This window comes from Mycobacterium sp. PSTR-4-N, from assembly GCF_022348085.1.
Taxonomy (GTDB): Bacteria; Actinomycetota; Actinomycetes; order Mycobacteriales; family Mycobacteriaceae; genus Mycobacterium.
In genome coordinates, this window is sequence record NZ_JAKRFN010000012.1 from 83,255 (window position 1) to 102,273 (window position 19,019).

General features: G+C 66.0%; 22 protein-coding genes. 17 read left to right on the plus strand and 5 right to left on the minus strand.

All coding sequences use genetic code 11. The annotated features are described in order from the left end of the window. Positions 1 to 102: 102 nt before the first annotated feature. Entirely contained in the window at positions 103 to 1,359 is a 1,257-nt protein-coding gene (locus MHN84_RS17115) for an HNH endonuclease signature motif containing protein (protein ID WP_241205702.1), read from the plus strand. A 16-nt stretch (positions 1,360 to 1,375) separates the two neighbouring features. On the opposite strand, the gene MHN84_RS17120 is transcribed toward MHN84_RS17115, so the two are convergent. Then, positions 1,376 to 1,570: a hypothetical protein gene (locus MHN84_RS17120; RefSeq protein ID WP_241205703.1), complete on the minus strand. Its 195-nt coding sequence runs from the start codon at positions 1,568 to 1,570 to the stop codon at positions 1,376 to 1,378. 58 nt (positions 1,571 to 1,628) lie between these two features. Then, complete coding sequence (locus tag MHN84_RS17125; protein WP_241205704.1) at positions 1,629 to 2,210, minus strand: TetR/AcrR family transcriptional regulator; 582 nt, start codon at positions 2,208 to 2,210, stop codon at positions 1,629 to 1,631. 179 nt (positions 2,211 to 2,389) lie between these two features. Here MHN84_RS17125 and MHN84_RS17130 point away from each other — a divergent pair, with 179 nt between their 5' ends. The 3 genes from MHN84_RS17130 to MHN84_RS17140 all read left to right on the plus strand — a co-directional run bounded on the left by MHN84_RS17130 (position 2,390) and on the right by MHN84_RS17140 (position 5,950). Beyond that, positions 2,390 to 2,824 (plus strand): MmpS family transport accessory protein, encoded by a 435-nt coding sequence (locus MHN84_RS17130; RefSeq protein ID WP_241205705.1) that lies wholly within the window; start codon positions 2,390 to 2,392, stop codon positions 2,822 to 2,824. Continuing rightward, positions 2,815 to 5,667 carry an RND family transporter gene (locus tag MHN84_RS17135; protein ID WP_374238380.1) on the plus strand — a complete coding sequence of 951 codons (2,853 nt, stop codon included), beginning with the start codon at positions 2,815 to 2,817 and terminating at the stop codon, positions 5,665 to 5,667. The genes MHN84_RS17130 and MHN84_RS17135 overlap by 10 nt, the downstream gene beginning before the upstream one ends. A 79-nt stretch (positions 5,668 to 5,746) precedes the next feature. Beyond that, entirely contained in the window at positions 5,747 to 5,950 is a 204-nt protein-coding gene (locus MHN84_RS17140; protein WP_241205785.1) for a hypothetical protein, read from the plus strand. Here MHN84_RS17140 and MHN84_RS17145 read toward each other — a convergent pair. Continuing rightward, positions 5,947 to 6,138 carry a hypothetical protein gene (locus tag MHN84_RS17145; protein ID WP_241205707.1) on the minus strand — a complete coding sequence of 64 codons (192 nt, stop codon included), beginning with the start codon at positions 6,136 to 6,138 and terminating at the stop codon, positions 5,947 to 5,949. The two genes, MHN84_RS17140 and MHN84_RS17145, sit on opposite strands and share 4 nt — an antisense overlap. 39 nt (positions 6,139 to 6,177) lie before the next feature. Then, positions 6,178 to 6,738: a hypothetical protein gene (locus MHN84_RS17150; protein ID WP_241205708.1), complete on the minus strand. Its 561-nt coding sequence runs from the start codon at positions 6,736 to 6,738 to the stop codon at positions 6,178 to 6,180. Here MHN84_RS17150 and MHN84_RS29995 point away from each other — a divergent pair. From MHN84_RS29995 to MHN84_RS17160, 3 genes are read left to right on the plus strand one after another with little or no spacing between them, the layout of a single operon-like run. Continuing rightward, positions 6,730 to 6,864, plus strand: coding sequence for a hypothetical protein (locus MHN84_RS29995; RefSeq protein WP_374238378.1), 135 nt, complete (start codon positions 6,730 to 6,732; stop codon positions 6,862 to 6,864). The two genes, MHN84_RS17150 and MHN84_RS29995, sit on opposite strands and share 9 nt — an antisense overlap. Beyond that, positions 6,861 to 7,808, plus strand: coding sequence for an NAD(P)/FAD-dependent oxidoreductase (locus MHN84_RS17155; protein ID WP_241205709.1), 948 nt, complete (start codon positions 6,861 to 6,863; stop codon positions 7,806 to 7,808). The genes MHN84_RS29995 and MHN84_RS17155 overlap by 4 nt, the downstream gene beginning before the upstream one ends. Positions 7,809 to 7,843: 35 nt before the next feature. After that, positions 7,844 to 8,785 carry an MOSC domain-containing protein gene (locus MHN84_RS17160; protein ID WP_241205710.1) on the plus strand — a complete coding sequence of 314 codons (942 nt, stop codon included), beginning with the start codon at positions 7,844 to 7,846 and terminating at the stop codon, positions 8,783 to 8,785. Positions 8,786 to 8,789: 4 nt separating this feature from the next. Here the strand turns inward: MHN84_RS17160 and MHN84_RS17165 are convergent, their stop codons facing one another. Then, positions 8,790 to 9,722, minus strand: a complete 933-nt coding sequence (locus tag MHN84_RS17165; RefSeq protein ID WP_241205711.1) for a LysR family transcriptional regulator — start codon at positions 9,720 to 9,722, stop codon at positions 8,790 to 8,792. A 103-nt stretch (positions 9,723 to 9,825) separates the two neighbouring features. Between MHN84_RS17165 and MHN84_RS17170 the strand changes: the two genes are divergently transcribed. From MHN84_RS17170 to MHN84_RS17215, 10 genes are all read left to right on the plus strand, one after another. Beyond that, a complete protein-coding gene (locus MHN84_RS17170) occupies positions 9,826 to 10,701 on the plus strand; it encodes an alpha/beta fold hydrolase (RefSeq protein ID WP_241205712.1) in 876 nt (291 codons plus the stop codon). Beyond that, positions 10,698 to 11,363, plus strand: a complete 666-nt coding sequence (locus MHN84_RS17175; protein WP_241205713.1) for a cysteine hydrolase — start codon at positions 10,698 to 10,700, stop codon at positions 11,361 to 11,363. The genes MHN84_RS17170 and MHN84_RS17175 overlap by 4 nt, the downstream gene beginning before the upstream one ends. Further along, positions 11,360 to 11,821 (plus strand): nuclear transport factor 2 family protein, encoded by a 462-nt coding sequence (locus MHN84_RS17180; protein WP_241205714.1) that lies wholly within the window; start codon positions 11,360 to 11,362, stop codon positions 11,819 to 11,821. The genes MHN84_RS17175 and MHN84_RS17180 overlap by 4 nt, the downstream gene beginning before the upstream one ends. Before the next feature lie 110 nt (positions 11,822 to 11,931). Beyond that, positions 11,932 to 13,167 carry a phosphatidylserine decarboxylase gene (locus MHN84_RS17185; RefSeq protein WP_241205715.1) on the plus strand — a complete coding sequence of 412 codons (1,236 nt, stop codon included), beginning with the start codon at positions 11,932 to 11,934 and terminating at the stop codon, positions 13,165 to 13,167. After that, positions 13,160 to 14,260 carry a M42 family metallopeptidase gene (locus MHN84_RS17190; RefSeq protein WP_241205716.1) on the plus strand — a complete coding sequence of 367 codons (1,101 nt, stop codon included), beginning with the start codon at positions 13,160 to 13,162 and terminating at the stop codon, positions 14,258 to 14,260. Before MHN84_RS17185 ends, MHN84_RS17190 begins: the two co-directional genes overlap by 8 nt. Positions 14,261 to 14,309: 49 nt before the next feature. Beyond that, positions 14,310 to 14,729 carry a ChaB family protein gene (locus MHN84_RS17195; RefSeq protein ID WP_241205717.1) on the plus strand — a complete coding sequence of 140 codons (420 nt, stop codon included), beginning with the start codon at positions 14,310 to 14,312 and terminating at the stop codon, positions 14,727 to 14,729. A 186-nt stretch (positions 14,730 to 14,915) separates the two neighbouring features. Beyond that, positions 14,916 to 16,412 carry an amino acid ABC transporter substrate-binding protein/permease gene (locus MHN84_RS17200; RefSeq protein ID WP_241205718.1) on the plus strand — a complete coding sequence of 499 codons (1,497 nt, stop codon included), beginning with the start codon at positions 14,916 to 14,918 and terminating at the stop codon, positions 16,410 to 16,412. 12 nt (positions 16,413 to 16,424) lie between these two features. After that, complete coding sequence (locus MHN84_RS17205) at positions 16,425 to 17,195, plus strand: amino acid ABC transporter ATP-binding protein (protein ID WP_241205719.1); 771 nt, start codon at positions 16,425 to 16,427, stop codon at positions 17,193 to 17,195. Positions 17,196 to 17,246: 51 nt separating this feature from the next. Then, a complete protein-coding gene (locus tag MHN84_RS17210; RefSeq protein WP_241205720.1) occupies positions 17,247 to 17,669 on the plus strand; it encodes a nitroreductase family deazaflavin-dependent oxidoreductase in 423 nt (140 codons plus the stop codon). Positions 17,670 to 17,688: 19 nt separating this feature from the next. Continuing rightward, on the plus strand, positions 17,689 to 19,014 hold the full coding sequence (locus tag MHN84_RS17215) for a ClC family H(+)/Cl(-) exchange transporter (protein ID WP_241205721.1): 1,326 nt from the start codon (positions 17,689 to 17,691) through the stop codon (positions 19,012 to 19,014). Positions 19,015 to 19,019 lie beyond the last annotated feature (5 nt).

Genomic DNA, 19,019 nt, shown 5'->3' on the forward strand with positions numbered 1-19,019 from the left:
TTGGTGCGCCTGGCGGGTGCTGGTGGGTGCGGTGCGGCAGCGCTTTTCGGGTCGGTGAGTCGGTCGCGCCGACGTGTCGGTGCCCTGTGGTTGTGTGGGGTCATGTACCCACGCAGTTCGTTGGCCATCGATGAGCGGTTGTCAATGCTCTTCGACGAGCTGGCAGAACTGACCGGGCAGCGCAACGCGATCGACGGGCGGATCGTCGAGATCTTCGCGGAAATCGACCGCGATCAGATGTGGGCTGCGGCGGGAGCGAAATCGACGGCAGGGTTGGCGGCGTGGAAGGCGGGGGTGTCTCCGTCGCGGGCGCAGACCATCGCGACGATCGCCCAGCGATATGACGAATTCCCCTCCTGTATCGAGGGTTTGGCGCAGGGGCGGTTCTCCGTCGACCAGGTCGGGGTGATCGCCCAGCACGGTCTCCCGGGCTCTGACGAGCACTTCGCCACGTTGGCGCAGTGTGCGACGGTGACTCAGTTGCGGACCGCATTGAAGATGCAACCGAAGCCCGCGCCCGAGCAGGAGCCCGACGAGGACGGTGAACCCGACGGCGAGCCCGTGCTCGATCCAGGGCCACAGCCGTCGATCAGCTCGACCAGCGATGAGCAGTACACGTACTGGCACATCGCGCTGCCCCATCCCGAGAACGCAGTCTTCGAAGCGGCGCTGGGGTCGCATCGTGACGCGCTGGTCACCGAATGGAAGGACGCCGACCCTGACGGGCGGGCCGCGATGCCGAACACTGCGGCGGCGTTTCTGCGGCTGGTCGACGCCGGGTGGGACGCCGAGGCGGCCGCCCGCCCGCACGGGCAGCGCACCACCGTCGTGGTGCATGTGGACGTCTCCGAGAAGATAGCGGCTTTGCACCTGGGACCTGTTCTCCCCGACGGTGACCGCCGTTATCTGACCTGTGATGCCACCTGCGAGGTGTGGTTTCACCGCGACGGGCAGGTGATCGGCGCGAGCCGATCCACCCGCACGGTGAACCGGCGGTTGCGCCGTGCGCTGGAGCATCGCGATCGCTGCTGTGTGGTGCCCGGGTGCGGGGCCACCCGCGCGCTGCACGCCCATCATCTGGTGCACTGGGAGGACGGCGGACCGACGGAGATGTGGAATCTCGCGCTGGTGTGTCCCTATCACCACCGGGCTCACCACCGCGGCCTGATCACGATCACCGGCCCCGCCGACCAACTCGTCGTCACCGACGCCGCCGGCCGCGCCCTGACCTCAGCGTCGCTGGCCCGCACCCCGACACAGCCGCCCCCGGACGTCGCGCCGTGTCCCGGTCCGACCGGGGAACGCGCTCAGTGGTGGTGGTACCAGCCTTACGAACCCCGACCGCCTTCGACGAATTAGGGGCGATGGCGCGTCGCTACTCGCTGTGCGTGAGCGAGTCGGTGAACGCGGCGTTCGCCGCACTGTTGAGGCGGCGTCCGTCGAAACCGTACTCGATGGCGTCACCGCGGATGGCCCGAAGCGGATCCTCGAAATCCCTGAAATACCCCATCGCCCAAGCACCCTCCTGGTAGCCGATGAGCTTCAACAGATCGTCATCGAGTATCGCCATCGCATGTGTTGAGCTGGTAAAACATCGTCACGCAGCGGTTACGCTCCGACGACCCAGATCAGGAGACGGGCGCGACAATCGCGGTTGGCGCAAGGAGGCGGGCGGAGAGCTCGACCAGAGTCGTCTGCAGGTCACCGTCATCGATGTCGGACATGTCGGGGTCGGCGGCCACCCGGCAGACCCCGGAGAGGAACACTCGGAGGGCGATCCGGTCGGCGACGCATGGCTGCGGTCCCTCGAGCAGTTCCTGCAGGCGGTCGGTCACGATCCTGAATTCCGGTTCGTCGCGCACCAATTGGTCGATACCGGGATCACCGTAGAACAGGACCGACAGCTGACGGTGCCTGACGACCATCTCGATGAGGCCGCTGACCAACACTTCGCGACGGCGCTGCATGTCGGGAAGTACCTCGGCGATGCGGATGACCCGCGCCATGTCGTCGATCGAGGGCCGCAACACTTCGAGGGCGATGTCTTCTTTCGAGCGGAACTGGTAGTAGACCGCTGCTTTGCTCACCCCGATGCGGTCGGCGATCATCTGCAGCGAGGTCCCGTGCACGCCGTGTTCGGCGAACAACGCCAGAGCCGCGTCGAGCACCCGCTGCCGCGCCCAGCCGCGTGGGGCCGTCGGTCGCGCCATCAACCTTCGCCCTTCCTGTGAGATCGACTCCACCTTAACGTCGCACTTCCGCGACGAGCCGGTTTCGGGCTAAACGATCGGATAGAGCAAGCTAGCCGATCGGCTTGCTCAAATTATGCAGCCCATCTATGTTTGCTTAGCCGACACACGTGGTGTCGCGTGGCGCATAAGGGGCGTGCATGGTCGGGGTCTTGAAACGGGCGTGGATACCGCTCGTCATCGTGGCGGTGGTCGCCGTCGGAGCGACGGTGGTGTACCGGATGCACGGCTTCTTCGGTTCGAACAACGAGATCACCAGGCCCGGTGCAGGTCTGGCCCAGGACGCCGAACCGTTCAACCCCAAAGTCGTCACCTACGAGATCAGCGGAGTGCCGGGCGCGATGGCGACCATCAACTATCTGGATCTGGACGCCAACCCGCACCGAGTCGACGACGCTCCGCTGCCCTGGTCGATCACGTTGCAGACCACCAAACCGTCTGCCGCCGCCACGATCATCGCGCAGGGCGACGGTGCCACGATCAGCTGCAAGATCCTGGTCGACAACGAGGTGCGGGATCAACAGACCTACGACGGAGTGAATGCCCAGACCTCCTGCTTGGTGAAATCCCTGTGAGCGCGCCGCAGACCGGCCACGCCCGGATTCCCCGCTTCCTCCGGCTCTTCTGCGTTCCCGTCCTGCTGGGTTGGCTGGCGCTGACCGCGCTCCTCAACGTCGTCGTCCCCCAGCTCGAAGCGGTGGGTGCGGCCAACACCACCTCGCTCACACCCAACGATGCGCCGTCGCTGCAGGCCACTCAGCTCGTCGGAAAGCTGTTCGGGGAGTACACCTCCAACAGCTCGGCGATGATAGTGCTGGAGAGCGACACGCCGCTCGGCGACGAGGCGCACAAGTACTACGACGGGCTGGTCGCCGCTCTACGCCAGGACACCAAGCACATCCAGCACATCCAGGACCTTTGGGGTGATCCGCTCACCTCGTCGGGCTCGCAGTCCGCGGACAATCTGTCGTCGTATGTCCAGCTCTACCTCGCGGGCAACCAGGGCGAGTCTCTTGCCAACGAATCCGTCGAGGCGGTGCGCGACATCGTGGCCGCGCACCCGCCGCCCCCGGGGCTCCGGGTGTACGTCACGGGCGCCGGGCCGCTGCTCTCCGACCAGCAGCACGCAGGCGACGAGAGCCTGCAGTTGGTGACGGCACTGACGTTCGTCGTCATCATCACGATGCTGCTGCTGGTCTACCGCTCCATCGTCACGGTGCTGACGGTGCTGGTGACGGTCGTTCTCGAACTCGCCGTGGCGCGCGGTGTGGTGGCATTCCTCGGCTATCACCACATCATCGAGCTGTCCACGTTCGCGGTGAATCTGTTGACGCTCTTGGCCATTGCCGCGGCCACCGATTACGCGATCTTCCTGGTCGGGCGCTATCACGAGGCGCGCGCCGCCGGCGACGACCGGGAGAGCGCCTTCTACGTGATGTATCACGGCACCGCGCACGTGATCCTGGGGTCGGGCCTGACGATCGCCGGAGCGACGCTGTGCCTGCACTTCACTCGGCTGCCCTACTTCCAGACCCTCGGTATCCCGCTTGCGATCGGCATGTTCGTCGTCACCGTGGCGGCGCTGACCCTGGCGCCGGCACTCATCACCGTCGCCACGCGGTTCGGCCTGCTCGAGCCCAAGCGCAGCCAGCGGACCCGGGGATGGCGGCGCATCGGGACCGCGGTGGTGCGCTGGCCGGGGCCGATCCTGGTGGCGTCCCTGGCGGTGACGCTGGTCGGTCTGCTTGCCCTGCCCTCCTACACCACGAGCTACGACGACAAGAAGTACCTACCGTCCAGCGTCGAGGCGAATGTCGGTTATCAGGTTGCGGCCAAACATTTTCCACAGGCCCGGCTCAATCCCGAGGTGCTGATGCTGGTGGCCGATCACGACCTGCGCAACCCGACCGACATGCTCATCGTCGACCGGGTGGCCAAGGAGGTCTTCCATCTGCCGGGAATCGCACGAGTGCAGACGATCACGCGCCCTCTCGGGACGCCGATCGAGGGTTCCTCGATTCCCTACATCGTGGGCCAGCAGGGGGTGAACCAGAAGCTCACGCAGTCCTACGCCGAAGCCCGCACCACCGATCTGCTCCGTCAGGCGGCCGACATCAACAACCAGATCGACGTCCTGCGTCGACAATTGGAGCTGCAGAAGGAAAGCGCCAACGCCCAGCAGGAGCAGACCGACGTACTGAAGCAGACCGTCGCGGTCACCAACGATCTACGCGACAAGATCGCCAACTTCGACGACTTCTTCCGGCCCATCCGGAACTACTTCTACTGGGAACCGCACTGCTACGACATCCCGGTCTGCTACGCCCTGCGCTCGCTGTTCGACGCGCTGGACGGCATCGATCAGCTCTCCGGTCTGCTCGCCGAGACCACGATCAGCCTCGACAAGATCAACGCACTGCAGCCCAAGCTGCTGGCGCTGATTCCGCCCCAGATCGCCAGCCAGGAACGCAACCGCGATCAGATCATGACGAACTACGCGACTCAGAAGGATCAACAGGACCTGCAAGACCGGCAACAGTCCGACCCCGCCGCGATCGGCCGGGCCTTCAATCAGTCCAAGATCGACGATTCGTTCTACCTACCGCCCGAGGTCTTCGACAACCCCGATTTCAAGCGCGGCCTCAAACAGTTCGTCTCACCCGATGGCAAGGCGGTTCGCTTCATCATCTCCCATCAGGGGGATCCGGCGACGCCAGAAGGTATTTCGCATATCGACAAGATCAAGAACGCGGCGTTCGAGGCCATCAAGGGCACCCCGTTGGAGACCTCCAAGATCTACCTGGGCGGCACCGCGGCCACGTACAAGGACATGCGGGACGGCTCGAACTACGACCTCGTCATCGCGGCGATCTCGGCGATCTGCCTGATCTTCATCATCATGCTGATCATCACCCGGTCGGCGATCGCGGCGCTGGTCATCGTCGGCACGGTGGTGCTGTCCCTGGCCGCCTCCTTCGGCCTGGCGGTTCTGTTGTGGCAGCACATCATCGGGCTCGAACTGCACTGGCTGGTGCTGGCGATGTCGGTGATCATCCTGTTGGCCGTGGGATCGGACTACAACCTGCTCCTGGTGTCGCGATTCAAGGAAGAACGCGACGCAGGACTGAACACCGGGATCATCCGCGCCATCGCGGGCAGCGGCAGCGTGGTGACCTCGGCCGGCTTGGTGTTCGCCTTCACCATGATGTCGTTCGCGATCAGCGACCTGAAGGTGATGGCTCAGGTGGGCACCACGATCGGGCTCGGGCTTCTCGTCGACACCCTGATCATCCGGTCGTTCATGACACCGTCCATCGCGGCGCTGATGGGTCGCTGGTTCTGGTGGCCGCAGAATGTCCGGCCACGGCCCTTGCGCCGGGTGCCGGTAGCCGAAACGCGAACACCGGACGCGTTCTGAGCCTGTGATGTCACATCACCGATTAGCGTTCGCCGCTGTGAGCACATGGATTGCAGCGGTGGTGGCATGCGTCGGCCTGATGACGTGGGCACCCACGCCTGTCGCACTGGCCGCGGACTGCGATCCGAACTACTCAGGTGCGTGCGTGCCGATCGCCAGCGACGTCGACTGCGCGGGTGGCAGCGGGAACGGGCCTGCCTACGTGCAGGGGCCGGTCACCGTGATCGGCAACGACATCTATGACCTCGATCGCGATGGAGACGGGACGGGCTGCGATTCCTAGGCGCTCGGGTCGACCGTGACCTCACCGTCGGGCGTGACGTGCACGGTGCCGTCCTCGTGTGCCCCCGGCAGATCAGGCATCTCGTGGCGACCGCCCGCCGACCGGCGCCGCGCCGACCACACCACGCCGCCCACTGCGGACGCCGCTGCTGCCGCGATCGGCCACACCAGCCGAGATCTGTTGCCCATGTGCCCCGGTATGCCCGCAGTGCACCGTCGGAAAACCGGTCAGCAGGGGTAGAAGTATCCGCTGCCCAAACGCCACGACACCCGTCGCCAATCACTGAACCACGACACATGGTCGCGGTCGCGGATGATGTAGTAACCCATGTGGTTCTCCCATCCGCACTCGGTGGTGAAGTCCTGATACGGGAAACCCCACGAGAAGATCGGGCCGCTGTCGCGGTTGAGGAAGTACAGCCCGTGCGTAACACCCAGCGTCTCGCCGGCCCCGGAGCCGTGGCCGGTCCGCCAGCCGCGTGAGGTCACCCGATAGGTGAACGCGATGAACAACCATTGGGCGCCATCGTGGGGATCGGTCATCTTCGTCACCGTGGTGGACATCCCGCTCAACGACGCGAGCACGGTGTCGTCGGTGGCGAGGATGTCGCGGTCGCGCATCTTGATCGTCTTGCTGGTGGCGCTGCGCTCAGGGTGGTGTTCGATGCCGAGCAGATTGCTGATGTCGTGCCCGACCGCGAAGTCGTTGTGCACCATCTCGTCGCTGAGGGTGTCGGTGACCTCGATGTCGGCGCTCCGCGCAAACCGGGTGGTGATGATGTGTGTCATGGCTGCTCCTGCCTTCCCGGCCCACTGTGGGCCGCTGGGTTCAGCCAACGCCCGCCGCGGCGCAGACACCTGCGTAGTGAGGTACTCGAGTCTCGGGGAGATCGTCGGGCTACCGTGGCCAGATGACCGAGATGCCGCCACGCGTCGCCGTGCTCGGTGCGGGGCTCGCCGGGGCGGCGTGCGCGCAGGCGCTGCGTGAGCGGGGGATCACCGTCGAGATCTCCGAGCGTGGCCGCGGTCCCGGCGGCCGGATGGCGTCGCCGACCGTGCAGGGGCGACGCGTCGACCTGGGGGCCGCGTACTTCACGGTCAAGGAGCCGGCGTTCGGCGCCGTCGTCGACGAGTGGACACGCCGCGGGCTGGCCCGCCCCTGGACCGACACCTTCGCCGTCCTGTCGCCCGGCAGCCGCGACAGCACCTCCGGCCCCCTGCGCTTCGCCGCCGACCGGGGTCTGCGCTCACTGGTCGACGACCTGCTGCCCGGCGATGTTCGTTTCCAGACCCCGGTCGAGTCCCTCGACGAGCTGACCCACGACGGCGTCGTGTTGGCGATGCCCGATCCGCAAGCTGCCCGGCTCACCACCGCTCCGCCCGGGGGCTGGGTTCCCTACGACCCGGTGATCGCGGTCGCGGCCGGCTGGCCGCAGCGCAGCTGGCCGCCGGTCGACGCCGCCTTCATCAACGACGATCCGGACCTGTCGTTCCTCGCCGACGACGGATCGCGCCGCGGGGACGGCGCCGCGGTGCTCGTCGCGCACACCACCGCCGAGCGGGCGCAGCGGCACCTCGAGAATCCCGAGCAGGCCGTGGCGCCCGTGCTGGCCGCGATGCGCCGGCTTCTCGGCATCGCGGACGAGCCGCAGTGGACCCACGTGCATCGGTGGACGTTCGCCAAACCGGCGGACACCCACGGTGAGGCCGCGTTCCACCTCGACACCACCGGCCGGCCGGTCGGGTTGTGCGGTGACTCCTGGTGTCCGTCGGGCGCCCCACGTGTCGAAGCGGCATTCTTGTCGGGGCAGCGTCTCGGTGCCGCGATGGCGGCTCATCTCATGGAAGGGAAGTCATGAACGTCATTGAGCTCTGGCGCTTTCCAGTGAAGTCGATGGGTGGAACGCCGGTGGACGAGCTGCGCATCGACGAGCGCGGCGTACATGCCGACCGGCTGTGGGCAGTCCGCGACGTCGAGAAGGGGGTCACCGCCTCGGCCCGCCGAATCCCCGCCCTGCTGCAGTGCTCGGCGCGCTACGTCGACGAGCCCGGGCCCGACGCAGGACCCGGACATGTTCCCCCCGTGGTGATCTCGTTACCCGACGGCCGGGAGATCACCAGCGACGACCCGACCGTGCACGCCACCCTGAGCGAGCTCGTCGGCCGAGAAGTGCGTCTCACCGCACTCCCGTCACCGAACGACACCAGCGCCCATCGCATGTCGCTGCAGACCTCGCTCGGCAACTTCGCCGCCGATCAGGTCCGCAGAGATTTCGGTCTCGACGACACCGACGAGTTGCCTGACACCTCGGTCTTCACCACCCGCCAGATGGTGACGTTGGCGCGCTATTCCACACCTCCGGGGACGTTCGTCGACCTCAGCCCGGTCCATGTGCTCAGTACCGCGAGTCTGCGCAGCCTCTCGGTCGACGGCACCCCGTACGACGTGCGGCGGTTTCGGCCCAACGTGCTCGTCGATGTCGACAGTCCCGACCCGTTCCCTGAATCCGCCTGGGTCGGCGGCGAGATTCACGTGGGCACCGTCGTGCTGTCGGTGACCAACCCGACGATCCGGTGCGTGGTCGGGACGCGGCCGCAGCCGGGCCTGGACAAGGACCTGTCGGTGACCCGGCAGCTGGCCCAGAAGACGAACCGTTTCCTCGGCATCTACGCCGACGTCGCCACCGCGGGCACCGTGCGCGTCGCCGACGAGGCGACCGTCTATCTGCCGCCGCCACCGAACGTGGTCGAGAGGACGGCCACCGCGGTCGGCAAGTCGGCCAGCCGGGGGTTGCAGAAGCTGGTCGAAGCCACGGTGCTGCGCTTCGCGAAGTGACGGATCACCGGCCCGGGTGCCGCAGGTGGTCGGGCTGACTCACCCAGCCCGGCGGGACATCGACCGACAACGCGAGATGCACGAACCGGCCCACCGCTGCGGTCGTCGCGCGGATCGGGCACCACTGCAGCGTGTAGGGAATGAACCGAGGCGGTTCCAGCGGTACGAGCCTCACCCCGGGTGTAGCGCCTGCGACGGCGGCCGTGGTCAGTGTCCAGTCCACCTCACGTTGTTCGGGCCAGCGGTGCGCCGACAGATCGATCTCGGTCAATTCGACCGAAGGAGGCGCTGTTTCGGCGTCGTCGAGGATCTTCTGCAAGGCCAGCGACCACGCGGGGAACAACGCCTCGCTGTGCGCACCCAGGGTCTCGCCGGACAAGTGGGCGAGGTCGATCGACGGACGGTGCGCGAAGCGATGGCTCTCACGAAGCGCCACCACCACCGGCTCGGCGCAGAACACCTCGCTCAAGATGCCGGGCGGGTTGGTGACCGGTCCGCAGGTGATCGCGACATCGAGCGCGCCCTCTGCGATGGCCTGTTGCAGATCGGGAAGCCACATCCGGCGCACCGAGAGCTCGACTTCAGGTGCTGCTCGGCCGAGCGCATGCGCCAGATGGGGGGTCAGCAGCGGTGCCGCAGGCGGCGTGATGCCCAGCCGCACCGTCCCCGTGTCACCGTCGGCGAGCCGGCGCACTGCGGCCGCTGCGCCTTCGACATCGTCGAGAATGCTCACCGCACGCCCGAACAACTCGGCGCCCGCCTGCGTAAGGGCCACTCGGCGCGTCGTCCTGGTCAGCAGTGAGGTGCCCACTTCCCGTTCGAGACGGCGAATCAGCTCACTCAACGTGGGCTGAGAGATGTGGAGTCTTTCGGCGGCGCGGCCGAAGTGCAGCTCTCGCGCCACCGCGACGAACGCCTCCAGCTGGCGCAGTTCCACCCGACGATCCTAAGGCCCATGACGCGATTGATCAGCCGGCCCGATGAATGCGATTCCAGATCGGCCCTTGTTCGCCGCATGGCGGACCGCGCAGGCTGAACGCGTGTCCGAAAACATCACGCGCTACCACACCGCGACCATCGACGGGCTCGACGTCTTCTACCGGGAGGCCGGCGATCCCAACCGGCCCACAGTGCTTCTGCTGCACGGCTTTCCGTCCAGCTCGCACATGTTCCGCAACCTGATCGCCGCGCTGGCCGACGACTATCATCTGGTCGCGCCCGATCACGTGGGCTTCGGGCAGTCGGCGATGCCCTCGGTCAATCAGTTCACCTACAGCTTCGATCGGCTCACCGAGATCACCGAGGGACTGATCGCGCATCTCGGCCTCGATCGCTTCGCCATCTACATCCACGATTACGGCGCCCCGATCGGCCTGCGTATCGCCCATGCCCGGCCCGACCGCATCACCGCGATCATCAGCCAGAGCGGCAACGCCTATCTCGAGGGCTTCACCCCGTTCTGGGACCGTCTTTTTGCGCACGCGAAAGACCGCGGTGCGAACGAGGATTCGGTACGCGAGTACTTCACCGCCGACACCACGCGGTGGCAGTACACCCACGGCGTACCCGCTGACCGGCTGGACCGGATCGCCCCGGAGGCCTGGCAGCTCGACCAGGCCGGGCTGGACCGCAAAGGCAACGACGCGATCCAGCTGCAACTGTTCTGGGATTACCAATTCAACCTCGACGGCTACCCGGGGTTCCAGGAGTACTTCCGCACCCATCAACCGCCGCTGCTGGTGACGTGGGGGCGCAACGACCAGATCTTCGGCGCCGAAGGCGCCGAGGCCTTCAAGCGTGACCTGCCCGACGGCGAGTACCACCTGCTCGACACCGGCCACTTCGCGCTGGAGACCCACGGCGACGAGATCGTCGGTTACATGCGGGACTTCCTCGGCCGGAAGGTGACGCGGTGATCCGCACGCCGGCCGACACCGCGGTGGTCGTGATAGACCCGCAGAACGACGTGCTCAGCCCGACGGGGAAGAACTGGGAGGTGTTGCGCGACAGCGTCGCCGAGAACCGGACCGTCGAGCATCTCGTCGAGTTGCTCAGCGCGGCTCACGGCAACGGGTACGGGGTGTTCGTCTCACCGCACTACTTCTATCCCACCGACCACCGCTGGCTGTTCAACGGACCGCTGGAAACCGACGAACTGCGCACGGACACCTTCGCCCGCCGCGGGCCGCTGACCCTCGACGGGTTTCGCGGCTCCGGCGCGGACTGGCTGCCCGAACTCGCTCCGCTCATCGATCACGACGGCACCGTCGTGGCCAGCCCCCACAAGGTGTGGGGACCGCAGACCAACGACCTGGTCCTGCAGCTGCGCAAACGCCGGATCGGCACGGTGGTGCTGTGCGGGATGCTCGCCAACATCTGCGTCGAATCGCATCTTCGCGACCTCCTGGAGCAGGGTTTCGAAGTCGTCGTGGTCAGCGATGCCACCGCGGGGCCGCGGCACCCGGTGTTCGGTGACGGCTATCAGGCGGCCCTGGTCAACTACGCGTTCCTCGCGCACGATGTCATGACCACGAACGACGCGGTCAGCGCGATGACGAAGGAAGGTGCTCGATCATGACGGAATCCCGGCCCCCGTTTCCGCCGTTCGACTTGACCACCGCGCTGCAGAAAGTGCAGGCCGCCGAAGACGCATGGAACACCTGCGACCCGCACCGGGTCAGCCTCGCCTACACCGAGGACAGCGTGTGGCGCAACCGCGACCAGTTCGTCACCGGGCGGGCCCAGATCGTGGAGTTCCTCACCGCCAAATGGGAGCGCGAGCTCGACTACGCGCTGCGCAAGAGCCTCTGGGGCTTTCGCCACAACCGGATCGGCGTGCGGTTTCAGTACGAGTGCCGCGACGCCTCAGGTCAGTGGTGGCGCAGCTACGGCAACGAACTGTGGGAGTTCGACGAGCGCGGTCTGATGCGTCGGCGTGAGGCGAGCATCAACGACGTGCCGATCGACGAGTCGGCGCGCCGCTATTTCGGGCCGCGGCCGGAGGCCGAACACGGTCACGAGATCCCGCTGCAGTGAGGATGTTTCGCCCAGGACCGAATGCATGCGCATGCGCATGCGATTGGACGTCCAGGTGATTCACAGGTAGTCGTGTTTGCCGTGAACCGGCGGCGGGAAAAGCCAATCAGGTGAGCGGAGAAAGCGGTGCCGAACCGGACACCATCATCAAGCAATTGCACGACATCCTCGACCGCGAGCACGGCCTGCGAGAACTCCTGGAGAAGTCTCTGCAGCAGGCGTCGCTGCGTGCGCAGGAATCCCTGAACGGCGACCTCTACCAGGCATTGGACTGGCCGACGACGCTGGGCGAGTACGACGACTATCTGTCCGGCTTCATCCGATGGATTCCCCGGCAAACCGATGCGCCGGCGTGGAAGACCACCGCGCCCCACCAGCGCTACGCCAAAGAGGTCAGCGACAGGCTGGCCCACTTCTTCTGGCTGGTCGACCAGAAGGTCGGCGACGGCGATGATCAAGCAATCGCGGAGCGCTCCAGCGTATTTCGCTCTTGGCTCACCACATTTGCACGGACGTGGGGAAACTTCCTCGACACCCCGGAATCCTTCGACGACGAGATCCTGCAGTCCTTTCTGCAGGACGCGCCGGAGTACACGATCGAGGAATCGTTGATCAACGGTCGGCCGAACATGCCCAGCGGCTGGCGTACTTTCAACCAGTTCTTCGCCCGCGAGCTCAACCCCGGGCTGCGCCCGATCGCCGCGCCCGGTGAGAACCGCGTCGTCACTTCGCCGGCCGACTGCTCGTTCCAGCACGCCTACGACATCAGCGCCGACTCGGAAATCCCCGCGACCACGATCAAGGGCACTCACCGATACGGGAACATCGCCCAGCTGCTGGACGGCAGCCGCTACGCGAACGCGTTCGCCAACGGCACCTTCGTGCACTACATGCTGCCGCCCTCGGCATACCACCGCTATCACGTCCCGGTGTCCGGCACCGTCGAGGAATCCTTCGTGATCCAAGGTCAGGTGTACATGCAGGTGGACCTCGAAGATCACGCTCTGCAGGCCCGCGACAGCACCAGCAGCGGCTACGAGTTCTTCCAGACCCGCGGCGTGCTGATACTGGACACCTCTCGATCCGGGCACGGCGACCTGGGCCTGGTCGGCGTCGTTCCCGTGGGGATGTCGAATGTCGCGTCGGTGACGCTGAGCACCGTGGTGGGAACCCAGGTGGTCAAGGGGGAGGAGTTCGGCTACTTCCAGTTCGGCGGGTCGGACATCATCATCCTGTTCCAGGAGGGCATCGAACCCACGGTCGACACCGATTCCGAACCGCGCCGAATGGGGTCTGTGGTGGCGCGCGTCGACGGGCGCGGCGGGAGGCACCGCAGCGATGGGTGAGGTGAAAGAGACGTTGCACCGAGACCTGTTGCAGGAGCTCCTGTGGGCCTACGGCCCGGGCGGGCAGGAAGACGCGGTCCGCGAGATCTGCCGCCGGGAACTCGAGCCACACGTCGACGAAAGCTGGGTCGACAAGGCAGGCAACCTCGTCGGACTCGTGCGCGGCAGCGACACGGACACCGCCCGCGCGGGTTCGTACGACGATGAGCGCGCCACCAGAATCCTCGCGCACATGGACGAGCTGTCCATGATCGTCAAACGGGTCGACGACGACGGCATCCTGCACGTGACGCCTGCCGGGGTGATGTATCCGGCCAACTTCGGGCTCGGGCCGGTCGCGATCCTCGGCGATCGGACGACCCTGACCGGCGTGCTGTCGCTGGGTTCCGAGCACACCACGAAGGAGAGCCTGCGGATCTGGCAGACCAAACCGGACAAAGGCGGCGAGTCCATGGATTGGCTGCATGTCTACGTCTTCACCGGCTGCACCCGGCAGGAACTGACCGCCGCGGGCGTGCATCCCGGCACCCGGGTGTGCATCGAACGCAGCAAGCGCACGTTGGTCGACGTCGGAGCGTACCTGGGCTCCTACTTCATGGACGACCGAGCCTCGGTGACCGCGCTGCTGCACACTGCGCAGGTGCTGCGGGAACAGTCGCAACGGCCCGCCAACGACGTGTATTTCGTGTTCACCACCAACGAGGAGATCGGCGGGGTGGGGGCGTCGTACGCGTGCCGCACGCTGCCCGGTGATCTCACGGTGGCGCTGGAGGTGGGGCCGACGGAGGCCGAATACGACACGACGGTCACCGGCGGTCCGATCATCGCCTACAGCGACACCCGCTGCGTCTACGACAAGGACGTCGCTGATCGCCTGATCGAGATCGCCACCGAACTCGGGCTCTCGCCGCAAGCCGCGGTCCTCGGCGCCTTCGAGTCGGACGCCTCGCACGCCAAGGCCTCGGGCCTCTCGCCCCGGGCCGGTCTGTTGTGCGTGCCGACGCTGAGCACGCACGGCTACGAGGTGATCCCGCGGACCGCGACCGCGGACATGGCCAGCGTGCTCGTGCGGTTCCTCGGTGAGAAAGCCTGAACCGCCGACCGCCTGATTCAGCCGGCCACTCAGCGGGTAGGTCGACCACATGCCCATGACCAAGAAGAACGGCAAGCCGAAGAAGAGCGAGTTGCCGAGCACGCTGAAGAAGTCGGGTAAGAAAGCCCAGCGCACCTTCGCCAAGGCACACGACGCCGCCGCCGAGGAATACGGCGACGGAGAACGTGCGCACCGCGTCGCCTACAGCGCACTGAAACACAAGTTCGAGAAGGTGGGCGACCACTGGGAGAAGAAGGACAAGAAGGGTCCGTCCGATTCCCGCGCCCGCAGCGGCGGCCCGAAACCCAAGGGCCGCAGCGCCGAAGGCGTCGATGCGAACGCGTCCAAGAAACACCTGGTCGAGGTGGCGCGCAAACTCGACATCCCCCGCCGTTCGACGATGAAAAAAGACGAACTGGTTTCGGCGATCAAGAAGGCCAACCGCCGCGAGAGCGCCCGCAGCCGCTAGCCGCATCACGTCGCGATCACCGTGCCGATGCTTGCGGCTGAGCATCAGTTGCTGCCCGTGTCCGATATGTGATCGTCCGCCCCGAAGTCGGGCCCCCAAAAACGGGGCCCCCAAAAACGGGCAGTGTGCGGTCAATCAGGCTAGTTTGAGTCTTTCCCGTGTCATGATCGAAAGGGAGGGACCAGCATGCACGCCGGTTCGTCGGGATTCGACGCTGCGAGGACGACGGGATGGTTGCCCCGGATCCGCGGCCGCTTCGTCTATGTGACCGCGCTCTTGCTCGTGCTCGGCATCGGCTCGGCACTGACGGTTCCGCAGACCCTCCCAGAGGCCGGGGCGCAGGGTCAGACGTACACCATCGCCACCGACACCACCTTCGCGCCGTTCGAATTCCAGGACAAGCAGGGCAATTTCGTCGGTATCGACATGGACCTGATCCGGGCGATCGCCAAAGACCAAGGGTTCACCGTCGACATCAAACCTCTCGGTTTCGACGCTGCGCTGCAGGCGGTGCAGGCCAATCAGGTCGACGGCGTCATCGCGGGTATGTCGATCACGGACGAACGCAAGCAGGTGTTCGACTTCTCGGACCCGTACTTCGAGTCCGGCATCCAGATGGCGGTACTGAAGTCCAACAACGACATCAAGTCCTATGACGACCTACGCGGGAAGCGGGTCGCGGTCAAGAACGGCACCCAGGGCTCGGATTTCGCCAACTCGATCAAAGACAAGTACGGCTTCGAGGTGGTCTCCTTCGCCGACTCGTCCTCGATGTTCGACGAGGTGCGGACGGGCAACTCGGACGCGGTGTTCGAGGACTACCCCGTGCTGCTCTACGGCATCGCGCAGGGCAACGGCTTCAAGACCGTCACCCCGAAGGAGGACCCGACGGGGTACGGCTTCGCGGTCAACAAGGGCCAGAACGCCGAGCTGCTCGCGAAGTTCAACGAGGGGCTGAAGAATCTCAAGGCATCCGGCGAGTACGACAAGATCGTCAGTGCCTACCTGGGCGAAGAGGCCAGCACAGCGGACAATTCGATCTTCGGGTTGATCAAGAGCACCTTCCCGCTGCTGCTCGAGGGTCTCAAGATGACAATCGTCCTGACGGTCGTCTCCATCTTCTTCGCGCTGATCCTCGGTGTGATCTTCGGGTTGTTCCGGGTGTCGCGGGCCATCTGGCTGCGCGCCATCGGCACCACGTTCGTCGACATCTTCCGCGGCACACCGCTGCTGGTGCAGGCGTTCTTCATCTACTTCGGCATCCCGTCGGCGTTGGGCTTCCAGATGTCGGCGCTCACGGCGGGCATCATCACGCTGTCGCTGAACGCGGGCGCCTACATGACCGAGATCGTGCGCGGCGGTATCCAATCCGTGGACAAGGGGCAGATGGAGGCGGCGCGCAGTCTGGGTATCGGCTACCTGCCGACCATGCGCAAAGTGATCCTGCCGCAGGCCATCCGCACCATGATCCCGTCCTACATCAATCAATTCGTCATCACGCTGAAGGACACCTCGATCCTGTCGGTGATCGGCATCGCCGAACTCACCCAGACGGGCCGGATCATCATCGCCGGCAACTACCAGTCGTTCAACATGTGGCTGATCATCGGCGTCATCTACTTCATCGTCATCATGGCGCTCACCAAACTGTCGGACCGACTGGAACGCCGACTTGTCAGATAGGGGCATCGTCAAATGAACCAGCTCGCACCGGACAGCGCGACCGAATCCAAGGGTGCGGTGAAGATCCGCATCGACAACCTGAAGAAGTCGTTCGGTGACCTGGTGGTGCTCGACGGCATCACCACCACCGTCAAGGAGGGCGAGGTCGTCTGCGTGATCGGGCCGTCCGGCTCGGGCAAGTCGACGTTCCTGCGGTGCCTGAACAAGCTCGAGGACATCACCGACGGCACGGTCGTCATCGATGAGTTCGACCTGACCGACAAGAAGATCGACCTCGACAAGGTGCGCCAGCGCATCGGCATGGTGTTCCAGCACTTCAACCTGTTCCCGCATATGACGGTGATTGACAACGTCACGCTGGCCCCGCTGTTGACCAAGAAGATGGACAAGGCGGCCGCCGAGAAGCGCGCGATGGAACTGCTCGGACAGGTGGGCCTGGCCGAGAAGGCGCATGTGAAACCGGCGACGCTGTCGGGCGGTCAGAAGCAGCGCGTGGCGATCGCCCGCGCGCTGGCGATGAACCCGTCGATCATGCTGTTCGACGAAGCCACCAGCGCGCTCGACCCCGAGATGGTCGGCGACGTGCTCGAGGTGCTGCGCACGCTGGCCGCCGAGGGGATGACCATGGTCGTCGTGACCCACGAGATGGGCTTCGCGCGCGAGGTCGCCTCGCGGGTGATCTTCATGGCCGACGGCAACATCGTCGAGGACGACACCCCCGCTCAGGTGTTCGACCATCCCAAACACCCACGGCTGCAGGATTTCCTGTCGAAGGTGCTGTGACATCTGGCCAGTCACCGGAATATCGCCACCTCGGTGGTGTTGACTGGTGGCATGACTGAGCAACCGGAGCTGAGCCCCACCGACTGGGTCCGCGACCAGACCAAACAAATTCTCGAGCAGGGCACCACCGAGGGTGTCCAGATCATGGACCGGCCCGTGGTGCTGTTCACGACGACGGGCGCGAAGTCCGGTCAGAAGCGCTACGTGCCGCTGATGCGGGTCGAGGAGAACGGCAAGTACGCGATGGTCGCGTCCAAAGGCGGCGACCCCGCACACCCGTCGTGGTACCACAACGTCAAGGCGAACCCGGCTGTGACGGTGCAGGACGGCACCGAGATCCGCGAGATGACCGCGCGTGAACTCTCCGGCGAGGAGCGGGAGCACTGGTGGTCGCTGGCGGTCGACGCGTACCCGCCCTACGCCGAATACCAGACCAAGACCGACCGCCGGATCCCGGTCTTCGTCGTCGAGTAGCAGAGTCGAGTAGCCGCCGGTGACCACGCGGGGATTCCTTGTCCTCGCGGCCACCGCCACGCTCGCCGGCATCGTCATCGGTCTGGTCGGCGGCGCCTTCCGCTGGTGTCTGCAACATGCTGAAGGGCTCCGCCTCGACCTGATTGCGTGGGCGCACCATCTGCCCGGTCCGGGTTGGCTGATCCCGATCGCCGCGGCAGCGCTCGGAGCGTGGCTGGCTGCGTTGATCGTGCGCCGCCAGCCCCTGGCCGCGGGCAGCGGCATCCAGCACGTCGAAGCCGTGTACCACGGCCATGCGCGCCCGCCGCTGATCGGGCTGCTCGTCGCGAAGTTCGTCGGTGGGGCGCTGGCCCTCGGATCGGGCCTGGTACTCGGGCGGGAAGGGCCGACCGTTCACATGGGCGCCGCGGTGGGCGCACAAGCAGCCAGGCAGGCACGGCTGGGTGACGCCGACGTGCGCCTGATGCAGACCGCGGTCGGCGGCGCGGGTCTGGCCGTGGCGTTCAACGCGCCGATCGCCGGCGTGCTGTTCGCCGTGGAAGAGGTCAGCAAGTCCTTCCGGATGCAGCTGGTGCTGGCCACCACCCTGGCGTCGGCGACCGCGGTCGGATGTACCCGCCTGATCCTGGGCAATCATCCCGATTTCGCCGTGGAGCCGGTGGCCGCTCCGGCCCTGGGTTGGCTACCGCTGTTCCTTCTCTTCGGCGTGCTCACCGGACTCCTCGGGGCCGCCTACAACGTGGTCGTGCTGTGGTTCCTCGACCACGTCGCGGCGCTGGCGCGCATCCCCAACACGGTGAAAGCCCCCATCATCGGTGCATTAATCGGGTTGGCTGCCGTGGTGCTGCCACTGTCGGTCGGCGACGGGCAGACCATCACCCAGCTCATCCTCAGCGGCCACAACCTGGTGCCGGCCGTCATCGTCGGCTACCTGGCGGTGCGATTCATCGCCGGGCCGCTGAGCTATTCGGCCGCGTTGCCTGGAGGGCTCTTCGCGCCGCTGCTCGCCATCGGGGCGTTGTGGGGCATGGGGTTCGTCGCCATCGCCGGCGCGGTGTGGCCCCACGATCTGACTCCGCTGATCATCCCGATGGCGATCGTCGGGATGGCCGCCTTCTTCTCCGCGACAGTGCGCGCACCGGTCACGGGGATGGTGATTGTCATCGAGATGACGGCCACCACGTCGGTCACCGTGCCGATGCTGGCGGCCACTGCAGCGGCGGTGATCGCGGCGCAGCTCACCGGTTCCGCACCGATCTACGACAGTCTGCGGGACCGGATGGTGCCCGAACGCGGGCCGATAGACGAGGAGGTCAGGGACGACCTCGACGACTCCGCCGACTAGGCCGG

Excerpts from the sequence above, each read along its gene's own strand:
- MHN84_RS17130 (WP_241205705.1), top strand. The coding sequence starts at position 2,390 with ATGGTCGGGGTCTTGAAACGGGCGTGGATACCGCTCGTCATCGTGGCG.
- MHN84_RS17140 (WP_241205785.1), top strand. The coding sequence starts at position 5,747 with ATGACGTGGGCACCCACGCCTGTCGCACTGGCCGCGGACTGCGATCCG.
- MHN84_RS17180 (WP_241205714.1), top strand. The coding sequence starts at position 11,360 with ATGACGGAATCCCGGCCCCCGTTTCCGCCGTTCGACTTGACCACCGCG.
- MHN84_RS17120 (WP_241205703.1), bottom strand. The coding sequence starts at position 1,570 with ATGGCGATACTCGATGACGATCTGTTGAAGCTCATCGGCTACCAGGAG.
- MHN84_RS17115 (WP_241205702.1), top strand. The coding sequence starts at position 103 with ATGTACCCACGCAGTTCGTTGGCCATCGATGAGCGGTTGTCAATGCTC.
- MHN84_RS17200 (WP_241205718.1), top strand. The coding sequence starts at position 14,916 with ATGCACGCCGGTTCGTCGGGATTCGACGCTGCGAGGACGACGGGATGG.
- MHN84_RS17150 (WP_241205708.1), bottom strand. The coding sequence starts at position 6,738 with ATGACACACATCATCACCACCCGGTTTGCGCGGAGCGCCGACATCGAG.
- MHN84_RS17205 (WP_241205719.1), top strand. The coding sequence starts at position 16,425 with ATGAACCAGCTCGCACCGGACAGCGCGACCGAATCCAAGGGTGCGGTG.
- MHN84_RS17210 (WP_241205720.1), top strand. The coding sequence starts at position 17,247 with ATGACTGAGCAACCGGAGCTGAGCCCCACCGACTGGGTCCGCGACCAG.
- MHN84_RS17190 (WP_241205716.1), top strand. The coding sequence starts at position 13,160 with ATGGGTGAGGTGAAAGAGACGTTGCACCGAGACCTGTTGCAGGAGCTC.
- MHN84_RS17160 (WP_241205710.1), top strand. The coding sequence starts at position 7,844 with ATGGGTGGAACGCCGGTGGACGAGCTGCGCATCGACGAGCGCGGCGTA.
- MHN84_RS17195 (WP_241205717.1), top strand. The coding sequence starts at position 14,310 with ATGCCCATGACCAAGAAGAACGGCAAGCCGAAGAAGAGCGAGTTGCCG.
- MHN84_RS17145 (WP_241205707.1), bottom strand. The coding sequence starts at position 6,138 with ATGGGCAACAGATCTCGGCTGGTGTGGCCGATCGCGGCAGCAGCGGCG.
- MHN84_RS17155 (WP_241205709.1), top strand. The coding sequence starts at position 6,861 with ATGACCGAGATGCCGCCACGCGTCGCCGTGCTCGGTGCGGGGCTCGCC.
- MHN84_RS17125 (WP_241205704.1), bottom strand. The coding sequence starts at position 2,210 with ATGGCGCGACCGACGGCCCCACGCGGCTGGGCGCGGCAGCGGGTGCTC.